13 protein-coding genes (1 of these 13 only partly in view) are annotated in these 9,044 nt (G+C 65.3%); 5 read left to right on the forward strand and 8 right to left on the reverse strand.

Annotation, left to right across the window (positions count from 1 at the left end; all coding sequences use genetic code 11):
- The first annotated feature begins 9 nt into the window (after positions 1 to 9).
- Positions 10 to 684 carry a response regulator transcription factor gene (locus G584_RS0107530; protein WP_028494079.1) on the forward strand — a complete coding sequence of 225 codons (675 nt, stop codon included), beginning with the start codon at positions 10 to 12 and terminating at the stop codon, positions 682 to 684.
- A complete protein-coding gene (locus tag G584_RS0107535) occupies positions 684 to 1,055 on the forward strand; it encodes a gamma-glutamylcyclotransferase family protein (protein ID WP_028494080.1) in 372 nt (123 codons plus the stop codon). Before G584_RS0107530 ends, G584_RS0107535 begins: the two co-directional genes overlap by 1 nt.
- Here G584_RS0107535 and G584_RS0107540 read toward each other — a convergent pair.
- A complete protein-coding gene (locus G584_RS0107540) occupies positions 1,052 to 1,489 on the reverse strand; it encodes a type II toxin-antitoxin system VapC family toxin (protein ID WP_028494081.1) in 438 nt (145 codons plus the stop codon). The two genes, G584_RS0107535 and G584_RS0107540, sit on opposite strands and share 4 nt — an antisense overlap.
- Positions 1,486 to 1,749: a type II toxin-antitoxin system Phd/YefM family antitoxin gene (locus G584_RS0107545; RefSeq protein ID WP_028494082.1), complete on the reverse strand. Its 264-nt coding sequence runs from the start codon at positions 1,747 to 1,749 to the stop codon at positions 1,486 to 1,488. Before G584_RS0107545 ends, G584_RS0107540 begins: the two co-directional genes overlap by 4 nt.
- 30 nt (positions 1,750 to 1,779) lie before the next feature.
- Here G584_RS0107545 and G584_RS0107550 point away from each other — a divergent pair, with 30 nt between their 5' ends.
- A complete protein-coding gene (locus tag G584_RS0107550) occupies positions 1,780 to 3,099 on the forward strand; it encodes a glycogen synthase (protein WP_028494083.1) in 1,320 nt (439 codons plus the stop codon).
- 10 nt (positions 3,100 to 3,109) lie between these two features.
- Entirely contained in the window at positions 3,110 to 3,745 is a 636-nt protein-coding gene (locus G584_RS12495) for a tetratricopeptide repeat protein (protein WP_245563357.1), read from the forward strand.
- Here G584_RS12495 and dusA read toward each other — a convergent pair.
- Genes dusA through G584_RS0107580 form a run of 5 tightly spaced genes read right to left on the reverse strand, consistent with a single transcriptional unit; the run spans position 3,632 to position 7,461 of the window.
- On the reverse strand, positions 3,632 to 4,666 hold the full coding sequence (dusA, locus tag G584_RS0107560) for a tRNA dihydrouridine(20/20a) synthase DusA (protein ID WP_028494084.1): 1,035 nt from the start codon (positions 4,664 to 4,666) through the stop codon (positions 3,632 to 3,634). The two genes, G584_RS12495 and dusA, sit on opposite strands and share 114 nt — an antisense overlap.
- Entirely contained in the window at positions 4,659 to 5,684 is a 1,026-nt protein-coding gene (ispH, locus tag G584_RS0107565) for a 4-hydroxy-3-methylbut-2-enyl diphosphate reductase (RefSeq protein ID WP_028494085.1), read from the reverse strand. Before ispH ends, dusA begins: the two co-directional genes overlap by 8 nt.
- A gap of 1 nt (position 5,685) precedes the next feature.
- The gene (locus tag G584_RS0107570; RefSeq protein WP_028494086.1) at positions 5,686 to 6,282 is read right to left on the reverse strand and encodes a hypothetical protein; all 597 of its coding nucleotides are present in this window, start codon (positions 6,280 to 6,282) and stop codon (positions 5,686 to 5,688) included.
- Positions 6,270 to 6,461 (reverse strand): hypothetical protein, encoded by a 192-nt coding sequence (locus G584_RS0107575; RefSeq protein WP_015716379.1) that lies wholly within the window; start codon positions 6,459 to 6,461, stop codon positions 6,270 to 6,272. The genes G584_RS0107570 and G584_RS0107575 overlap by 13 nt, the downstream gene beginning before the upstream one ends.
- Positions 6,462 to 6,468: 7 nt before the next feature.
- Positions 6,469 to 7,461, reverse strand: a complete 993-nt coding sequence (locus tag G584_RS0107580; RefSeq protein WP_028494087.1) for a polyprenyl synthetase family protein — start codon at positions 7,459 to 7,461, stop codon at positions 6,469 to 6,471.
- 17 nt (positions 7,462 to 7,478) lie between these two features.
- Between G584_RS0107580 and G584_RS0107585 the strand changes: the two genes are divergently transcribed.
- On the forward strand, positions 7,479 to 8,309 hold the full coding sequence (locus G584_RS0107585) for a DMT family transporter (RefSeq protein ID WP_028494088.1): 831 nt from the start codon (positions 7,479 to 7,481) through the stop codon (positions 8,307 to 8,309).
- Here the strand turns inward: G584_RS0107585 and moaA are convergent.
- Positions 8,287 to 9,044, reverse strand: partial view of a GTP 3',8-cyclase MoaA gene (gene moaA / locus G584_RS0107590; RefSeq protein WP_028494089.1) — the 3' portion only. It continues 220 nt past the right edge of the window; only the last 758 of its 978 coding nucleotides appear in the window; its start codon lies off the right edge, out of view — the gene reads right to left on this strand; the stop codon is at positions 8,287 to 8,289. The two genes, G584_RS0107585 and moaA, sit on opposite strands and share 23 nt — an antisense overlap.

A 9,044-nucleotide genomic window follows, 5' to 3' on the forward strand; every position in this document is an offset into this window, starting at 1 on the left:
GAAGGATTTATGGCGCGGATTCTCTTGGTGGAGGATGATCCCCAGGTGGGGGAGCTGGTCAAGAGGTTTCTGGAAAAGGAGGGGCTTTTGGTGGTGTGGGCCCGCACGGGGAGGGAGGCCCTGAGGCAAGCCTGGGAAGGGACCAAGCCGGATCTGGTGGTCCTGGACCGGGGGCTTCCCGACCTGGAGGGCCTCGAGGTCCTCAAATCCTTGCGGGACCTGGATCCTTTGCTTCCGGTTTTGCTCCTAACCGGTAAGGCGGACGAGGATAGCCGGGTGGAGGGGCTTTTAGAAGGGGCGGACGATTATCTGGGCAAGCCCTTTTCCCTCAAGGAGCTTTTGGCCCGCATCAAGGCCCTCCTGCGCCGAAGCGGAAAGGAAGGGAGGCGGTATTTCGGTCCCCTGGAGCTGGACCTGGAGGCCAGAAAGGCCTACCTGGACGGTCAGCCCTTGAAGCTTTCCGCCACCGAAACCAACCTCCTCTTCGTCCTGGCCCAGACCCCAGGAAGGGTGTACACCCGGGAGGAGCTTTTGGAAAGGGTTTGGGGGCCCGAGTTTGAGGGTTCGGAGCGGGTGGTGGACGCCTATATCCGCCTTCTCCGCAAAAAGCTCAAGGATGACCCCCAGGCTCCCCGGTTCATTGAAACCGTGGTGGGGATGGGGTACCGCTTCGTGGGTGAGTGATGGAGCGGGTTTTCGTCTACGGAACCCTGAAGCGGGGGGAAAGGAACTACCCTTTGGTGGAGAAGCAGGTGGTGAAGGTCCTGCCCGGGTACGTGGAGGGGTATCGCCTCTTCCACCTGGCCGAGGGGCCGGGCCGTCCTTACCCTTATCCCGGCATGGTTCCCGGGGAGGGACGGGTCTATGGGGAGGTCCTCTTCTTGCCGGAGGAGGCCCTCTCCCTATTGGACGAGCTGGAGGAGGAGGGGGTGGAGTACCGGCGGGTTAGGGTCCTGGTGAAAACGGAGGAGGGGCCCCTTCTCGCCTGGACCTACCTCTACCTGGGGGACCTCGAGGGGGCGGTTTGGCTTCCCCAAGGGGTGTGGCCGGCCTAGGCTTCCCCCGGGTCGGGAAGGACGGGAAACCCCTCCCTAAGGGCTGCTCCCGCCAAGCGCGCATCCAGGGTTACAAAGGGAAGGTCCTGGGGCCGGCCCCGGCTGGCCACCCAGGCTGCGGCCAGCTGAAGGGCATCCCCGGTTCGCAAGGGGTGGGCGAAGAGGAGGCGCCGTGCGGTTTTCCGCACCTCCTCCCCCGGCAACACCTCGTACCACGCCCTTTGTAACCTTTCCAGACGATCCAGGGCTTTGGCCAGGGGCGCATCCTTTAGGGTTCCCTCTCGGGCTTTGCGGGCAAGGGCGGAAACCAGTTCCAGCTCGGTTCCCCACCAGACCACCACCAAAGGATTTTCCAGATAGAGGTTCTGCACCCTTTCCGTGGCGGCCTCGAGGGCCAGAAGGGGAAGAAGAGCCGAGGCGTCCCAAAACCTCATCCTTCCTCCCGTCGCTCCTCCAAAAGGGCCTCCACCAGCCCGGGTATCCGGGGCATTTCGGCAAAGTCCAACACCTCCCCGCTCCCCGGACGCACCATTCCCAGGCGTACCAGCTCTTCCAGGCCCTCGGGCAAGGCGGCGGGCACCAGCCTGGCCACGGGTTTGCCGCGGTCTAGGATGAGGATCTCCTCCCCTGAGCGCACCTCCCTTAGGAGCTTGGAGAGGTGGGCCTTGGCCTGGCTTACCGACACCCTGCGCATAAGACCATTATAGTCGATTATAGTATGACCATGAAGGTCCTTATAGTGGCCCCCGAGGCCTATCCCCTGGTGAAGGTGGGGGGGCTCGCCGACGTGGTGGGGGCCCTGCCCAAGGCCTTAAGGCCCCTGGGGGTGGAGGCCACGGTGCTTCTTCCCTGGCACCGCTTTGTGAGGGCGCAAAGGGTGGGGGAGGTGGCCTACGCCTTCGCCGGACAGGAGGAAAGGGCTCCCCTGGGGGAGCGGTGGGAGGAGGGGGTGCGGTTTCTCCTTCTGGGCGTGCCCGGGTTTGAACGGGACCGGGTTTACGGCTACCCCGACGACGTGGAGCGCTACCTCCGCTTTGCCGTGGCGGCGGGCCGGGTGGCCCTGGGGTTTGACCTGGTCCACGCCCACGACTGGACCGCTGCCCTCCTGCCCCTTACCGCCAGGGTGCCCGCCGTCTACACCATTCACAACCTGGCCCACCAGGGCCTGGTGGACCCCGCCCTCTTCTTCCACTGGACGGGGCTTCCGTGGAGCCTTTTCCACATGGAGGCCCTGGAGTTCTACGGCCAGGTGAACCTGATGAAGGGGGGTATTGTCTTCGCCCGGGCCGTGACCACGGTGAGCCCCTCGTATGCGGAGGAGATCCAGACCCCGGAGTTCGGCATGGGGCTGGATGGGGTACTGAGGCGCCATGCGGGTAAGCTTTTCGGCATCCTGAATGGATTGGACCTCGAGGTCTTTGACCCGGCCAAGGACCCCCACCTTCCCGCCCCCTACTCCCGGGAGGATGTAAGGGGCAAGGCCCTGGCGCAAAAGGCCCTTTGGGAGCGCACGGGGCTTAAGGGGCCCCTCCTCGCCTACGTGGGCCGGCTGGACGGGCAAAAGGGCCTGGACCTTATCCTGAAGGCCATTCCCCGTTTGAAGGAGCTGGGCTTTTACCTCTTGGTCCAGGGGGTGGGGGACGAGGGTCTAGCGCAGGCCCTGAGGCAGGTGGAGGAGGAGAATCCCGGCTTCGTGCGCTTTGTGGAGGCCTACGACGAGGCCTTGGCCCGCCTGGCCTACGCGGGGGCAGACGCCCTTTTGGTGCCGAGCCGCTTTGAACCCTGCGGTCTGGTGCAGATGATCGCCCAGCGCTACGGCACCCCGCCCGTGGCCCGGGCGGTGGGGGGGCTTAAGGACACCATAGAGGATGGCCGCACGGGGGTGCTCTTCCAAACCTACCACCCCGAGGGCCTCCTCTACGGGGTCTTGCGCCTTTTCCGCTTGGGGCCGGAGGCCCTGGGCCTGAGGGGCATGGAGAAGGACTTCTCCTGGGAAGGGTCCTCTCGGGCCTACCTGGAGGTCTACCGAAAGGCCCTGGGCTAACATGGGAGGGATGCTTCAGGACCTCGAGGCCAAGGCCCTGGCGGGGGATGCGGAGGCCCAGGCCCTGCTCCACTTTCTCCGGCTCCTAAGGCACAAGGAGTACCAGGAGGCCAGGGCCTATGCGGAAGGCTTCCCCGAGGAGCTTAGGGAGAGGCTTTTAGCCGGGCTTAGCCTGCTGGAGGAAGCCCCTGAACGCCTGGAAGACCCCCTGTTCGCCGCGGAGCGGGAGGTGCTCTTGGGGGTAAGGGCCGTGAGGGAGGGGAGAAAGGAGGAGGCCGAGGCCCGTTTTCAAAAGGCCCTTGCCCTGGATCCCCATCACCACCGGGCCCTCAGCAACCTGGGCAACCTCCACCTGGAAAGGGGGGAGCTGGAGGCGGCCTTGGATCTTTACCGGCGGGCTTTGAAACTGGCCCCGGAGGACCCCCTGATCCACGAGAACCTGGCGGCCCTTTACAAGAGGAAGGGGGACCTGGACAGGATGGTAGCCCACATGAAGCAGGCCACCCGCCTCAAGATGCGCCCGCCTGTTTCCCTAGATCCCCTGACGGGAAAACCCCAGCGCCGTCCGCTTCACCGCCTTATTCCCCTTTGGGTCTGGGTGTTCCTCCTCACCCTCCTGGCCTACCTTCTCCTGAAGAAGCCCTAGGGCCTGGTCCAAGGCGCCCAGGGAACGCCCTTCCGAAAGCAGGCGTCGCCAAAGCCGCCCCCCAGGCTGCCCCCGAAAGAGGTTCATCATGTGCCTCAGCACCGCCCACGGAGGGGTACCCTTTTGCGCCTCCGCTTCCAGGTAGAGCCGCATGCGCCGGGCCACATCCAGCCGGCTTGGCCTATGCGCCAGGCCGAACACCCGCCGGTCCGCCTCCGCCAGCACGAAGGGGTCCTCGTAGACCGCCCGGCCCATCATGACCCCGTCCACCTTCTTCAGGTGGGGAAGGGCTTCCTCCAGGGTTCGCACCCCTCCGTTCAGAATAAAGGTGAGGTGGGGAAAGTCCGCCTTGAGCCGGTGGACCCAGTCGTGGCGCAAGGGGGGAACCTCCCGGTTTTTCCGGGTGGAGAGGCTAAGGAGGGCGCTACGGGCGTGGACGATGAAGACCCGCACCCCGGTTTCCGCATACGCTTCCACCCAGCGGGCGAGGAGGGGGTAGCTTTCCCCTTCCACCCCCAGCCGGAGCTTCACCGTGACGGGGATGTCCACCGCTTCCACCATGGCCTTGAGGATCTCCCTCACCCTTATGGGGTCCAGGAGGAGGCAGGCGCCAAACCCCCCCTCCTGGGCCTTTTCCGAGGGGCAACCCAGGTTTAGGTTCACCTCGTTGTATCCCCAGGCCTGGCCGATCCGCGCCGCCTCCGCTAGGCTTTTGGGATCCGAGCCCGCAAGCTGCAGGGCGATGGGGTGCTCCTCGGGGTGGAAGGCAAGGAGCTTTTCGGCTTTTCCCCGGAGCACCGCCTGGTCCACGGTCATCTCCGTGTAAAGCCGCACCTTGCGGCTGATCTGGCGGACCAGGTAGCGGAAGTGCCGGTCCGTCCGGTCCACCATGGGGGCCACGGATAGGCGGTGGTCAGACACCCTGCAAGACCTCCTCCGGGGACAGGATTCTGGGCTCGCGGAAGGCGATGTCCTCTTCTTCCCCTTCCTCGATCACCTCGAGGCCCGGGTATTTTGCCCGGAGCAACTCCACCAGCTCTTGCACCAGGTCCTCGGGGGTGCTGGCGGCGGAGGTGATGCCCGCGCTTTCGGCACCCTGAAGCCACTCCTCCTGGAGATCCTTGGCGCTTTCCAAGCGGTAGGCTCTGCCGGTAAGGCTTTGGGCCAGTTCCAAAAGGCGCATCCCGTTGGAGGAGTGGGGGCTGGTGAGCACCAGGAAGAGGTCCACGTGGGGGGCGATGCGCCGCACCGCCTCCTGACGGTTCTGGGTGGCGTAGCAAAGGTCCTTTCGCCTGGGCACCACCAGCTTGGGGAAGCGGGCCTTGAGGATCTCTATGGTCTTTAAGGTGTCCTCCACGCTCAGGGTGGTCTGGGTGAGGACCACCACCCGTTCCGGGTCGGGGACCTCCACCGTGCGCGGGTCCGCCAGGCGGGGGTCCTTGCCCACGTGGGTGTGCACCGCCACCAGGATGGTCCTTTCCGGGGCCTCCCCGTAAGTGCCCTTCACCTCCTGATGGTCGGCGGAATCCCCCACCAGGAGGATCCAGTACCCTTCCTGGGCATAGCGCCTGGCCTCGATGTGCACCTTGGTGACCAGGGGACAGGTGGCGTCCAGGATGTGGAAGCCCATCTCCGCCGCCTGCCTGCGCACGGCCGGAGGGTGGCCGTGGGCGGAAAAGACCAGGGTGCCCGCCAGGGGCCTTTCCCGGCGAAGGCTATCGATCTCGGAAAGGTCCTCCACGAAGTGCACCCCCTTGGCCCTAAGCCGCTCCACCACCGCCCGGTTGTGGACGATCTCGTGGTACACCACCAGTTCCCCCTGGGGTTTCAGGGCCTCCGCCCAGCGCTCCACCGTCTGGATGGCCATCACCACCCCGGCGCAGAACCCCCTGGGCCGGGCCAAGTAGAGGCGCTTTAGCCCCCTCTCCATGCCCTCCATTCTAGGCGTCCGCCTCCTGTGCCTTTGTGTCCTGGGCGAGGAGCCTTTCCGCTACCTCCCGGGCAAAGGGGGTCTTGGCCCTTTCCAGGGCCTTCCTGGCGGTTTCCCGCCCCTTGCCCCCAGGGCGGAAGCCCTCCTGGGCCAGGGCCAGGAGGGCCAAGGCGGTGGCGGGGAAGGGGAGGCCCTTCTTTTCCAGAAGCCCTAGGCCCTCCCCGTAGCGGTGGAGGGCCTCCCGGTAGGCCCCCCTTAGGAGGGCCTGGCTGCCTTCCTGGAAGGCCCGGGCTACCCTCAAGAGGCCTTCGGCCTCGGCCGGGGGTTCTCCTTCCTGGGCGGAGAGGTGGGCCGCCTCGAGGAGCCTTTCCAGGGCCAGGGTTCGCTCCTCCTCGGGCAGAAGGGGGGAGTATTCCCGCTGGAAAAGGGGGGCGAACCAGGAGAGGCGGAGGGGTTTTCTCAGGCGAAAGGTTTCCCCTTGGGCTTCCACCTCCTGGTCCAGGGCCTTGAGCAAGGGCACCAGCTTGGGGAAGCGGGCCCGCACCTCCTCCCGCCGGGCTTCTCCCCTTAGGGCCAGGAAAAAGAGAAAGGCCTCTACTCCTTCCACGCCTCCACTTCCTTGTAGTGCACCAAGGCGGCGAAGAGGGGAGAGGACCCCTCGGCCACGGAGAACTTCACCTCCACCAGGACCACGTCCTCGGGAAGCTCCTCCACGAAGCGGTTGAGCCTTTCCTGAAAGATATCGGGATCGTTGGCGGTGATCACCTTGAACCGAACCCCCTGCATGGCCCCATTATGCCCTGCGCTCCACCAGGGCGGTGAGGAGGTTTTGCAAATGGGAGGCGGCCTCCCGTCCGGGGAGGGTGTCCAGGTAGGGAATAAGGGCACCCAGGCCCTCTTGGGCAAGTCTCTTGGCCTCCTCCTTGGCCCAGGCCACGGCTCCGGAGACCAGGAGGTTTTGCCAGAGCCAGCGCACCTCGGCCTCGGGCTTGGCCTCCCGGGGAAGGCTTAAGAGGGCCTCGGCCCGGGCGCGCTCCTCCTTGGGGGCTTCCTGGAGGTAGCGGATCAGGATCAGGGTGCGCTTGCCCTCGTAGAGGTCCCCGGCGAGCTCCTTGCCGTAAGCCTGGTCCCCCTCGAGGTTGAGGACATCGTCCATGATCTGGAAGGCTATCCCCAGCTTTAGCCCTGCTTCCTCGTAAAGGGCAGGGGGCGTTTTCCCGGAAAGCAGGGCTCCAAGCCTCAAGGGAGCCACGGCGGTGTAGTAGGCGGCCTTGTGGACCACCATGCGGAGGTAATCCTCCGGGGCCAGGTCCAGGCGGCCGGAAAGGGTCCAGAGGAGGTCCAGGTGTTGCCCGTAGGCGGTGCGGCGCACCACCTGGTGGAACTCGGCCAGCACCTCCGGTCCAAAGAGGCCTTCGTTCAAGCCCCGGATCAAAAGCCCCCACATCTCCCCGTGCAGGGCATCCCCGGCGTTCAGGGCCAGGGGCATGGGGTAGAGGCGGTGCAGGGCGGGCCTTCCCCGGCGCTCCTCGGAGCCATCTTCGATGTCGTCGTGGATGAGCACCCAGTTTTGGAAAAGTTCCAGGGCAGTTCCTGCCCAAAGGCTGGCCTCGAAGGAGGCACCGTGGGCCAGCCCCGCGTAGACGGTGAGGAGGCCCCGGAGCATTTTGCCGCCGCGGCCGGGGTACTCCCGAAGGAGCGCCTGGTAATCGGGATCGGCGTGGGCTAGTCCGGCAAGAAGACGCTCTTGGAGGGCTTTTTTCACTTCCTCAGGTGCAGGGGTCATGCTATACACTTTAGGCCATGCGCGGTTACGCCTTGGGCCTTTTCGCCCTCAACCTCCTCACCCTTCTTTGGGGCACCACCTTTGTGGTGGTCAAGGGGGCGGTAGGGGAGATGGCCCCAAGCCTCCTGGTCTTCCTGCGCTTTCTTTTGGCCAGCCTTTTCTTCCTCCCCTGGGCCTTTCGCCTGCCCAAGGGGGTGTGGGGCCCGGGGATGGAACTGGCCTTTTGGCTGCTTCTGGGCTATGCCTCCCAGGCCATCGGCCTCATGCACACCTCGGCGAGCCGTAGCGCCTTTATCACTGCCCTGAACGTGGTCTTGGTGCCCTTGATCCTGGGCCTGGTGGGCCGGAGGCTTGGGAGCGTGTGGCTGGCGGCCCTTTTGGCCTTTTTGGGCGTGGGGTTTCTTTCCTACGATCCCCGCCAGCCTCCCCTGAACGTGGGGGATCTCTGGACCCTCCTCACCGCATTCACCTACGCTCTATACATCGTGCGCCTCGAGGTGCACGCCAAGGCCTTTCCCTCCTTGCCCCTCACGGCGGTCCAGATCTTCGGCACGGCATTTCTTGCCCTGCCCTGGGCCCTTTGGGAGGGGGTGAGGTGGGAAGGGATACCCTGGGGTGCCGTCCTCTACCTGGGGGTGGTGGCCACGGCCCTCACCACCTGGCTCCAGACCTGGGGACAGAGGTACGTGCCCGCGCCCCAGGCGGCCATCCTTTACACCATGGAACCCGTCTGGGCTACCCTTTTTGCCTTCGCCGTCTTGGGGGAAAGGTTGGGCTTTCTGGGGGGCCTTGGGGCCTTTCTGGTGGTCCTGGCCACCTTCCAGGCTATCCGCCGATCCCCAGCATGACCCGCTTCCTCAAGGTGGGGAGGGTGTTGCCGAAGGCGGGCTTGCGGTTGGTGGCGATCAGGATGGCATCCACCAGGGCTTCCACCGGTTCCTTTGCGGCAAAGGCCCAGGAGATATCCATCTCCAGATCGGTAAGGAGGCAGGGCCTGAGCTTTTTGTCGGAGGTAAGGCGGAGCCGGGAGCAGTTGGAGCAGAAGGGCTCGGTCACAGGGTTGATGAACCCCAGGGTGCCCATGGCCCCCGGGATCCTGAAGACCCGGGCCGGGGAGGTGGGGTCATGGGGAACGGGTTCCAAGGGGCCAAAGACCGCCTCGATCCGCGCCCGGATCTCCTTCCCTGACACAAAGCGGCGGCGGTACTCCTCGGGGTCGGAGTTGTCCAGGTGCATGTACTCGATGTAGCGCATGTGCAAGGGACGGTCCAGGGAGAGGCTGGCTAGGGGCACCACCTCTTCCTCGTTCATCCCCCGGATGACCACGGCGTTGAGCTTGACGGGGTGAAGCCCCAGTTCCAAGGCGGTCTCTATGGCCTGTAAAACCCGCTCCACCTTTCCCCCACGGGTGATGCGGGTGAAGACCTCGGGGGTGATGGCGTCCAAGGAGATATTCACCCGGTTCAGGCCTGCTTGCACCAGCTCCTTGGCCCTTTTGGGAAAGAGGAGGCCGTTGGTGGTGATGGCCACGTCCTCGATGCCCTCCTTGCTCCGGGCCCGCTCGATCATCTGGGGAAGCTCCT

It is taken from the genome of Thermus antranikianii DSM 12462 (assembly GCF_000423905.1).
Taxonomy (GTDB): domain Bacteria; phylum Deinococcota; class Deinococci; order Deinococcales; family Thermaceae; genus Thermus; species Thermus antranikianii.

Excerpts from the sequence above, each read along its gene's own strand:
- G584_RS0107545 (WP_028494082.1), bottom strand. The coding sequence starts at position 1,749 with ATGCGCAGGGTGTCGGTAAGCCAGGCCAAGGCCCACCTCTCCAAGCTC.
- ispH (WP_028494085.1), bottom strand. The coding sequence starts at position 5,684 with ATGGAGGGCATGGAGAGGGGGCTAAAGCGCCTCTACTTGGCCCGGCCC.
- G584_RS0107530 (WP_028494079.1), top strand. The coding sequence starts at position 10 with ATGGCGCGGATTCTCTTGGTGGAGGATGATCCCCAGGTGGGGGAGCTG.
- G584_RS0107535 (WP_028494080.1), top strand. The coding sequence starts at position 684 with ATGGAGCGGGTTTTCGTCTACGGAACCCTGAAGCGGGGGGAAAGGAAC.
- G584_RS0107540 (WP_028494081.1), bottom strand. The coding sequence starts at position 1,489 with ATGAGGTTTTGGGACGCCTCGGCTCTTCTTCCCCTTCTGGCCCTCGAG.
- G584_RS0107585 (WP_028494088.1), top strand. The coding sequence starts at position 7,479 with ATGCGCGGTTACGCCTTGGGCCTTTTCGCCCTCAACCTCCTCACCCTT.
- G584_RS0107580 (WP_028494087.1), bottom strand. The coding sequence starts at position 7,461 with ATGACCCCTGCACCTGAGGAAGTGAAAAAAGCCCTCCAAGAGCGTCTT.
- G584_RS12495 (WP_245563357.1), top strand. The coding sequence starts at position 3,110 with ATGCTTCAGGACCTCGAGGCCAAGGCCCTGGCGGGGGATGCGGAGGCC.
- G584_RS0107550 (WP_028494083.1), top strand. The coding sequence starts at position 1,780 with ATGAAGGTCCTTATAGTGGCCCCCGAGGCCTATCCCCTGGTGAAGGTG.
- G584_RS0107575 (WP_015716379.1), bottom strand. The coding sequence starts at position 6,461 with ATGCAGGGGGTTCGGTTCAAGGTGATCACCGCCAACGATCCCGATATC.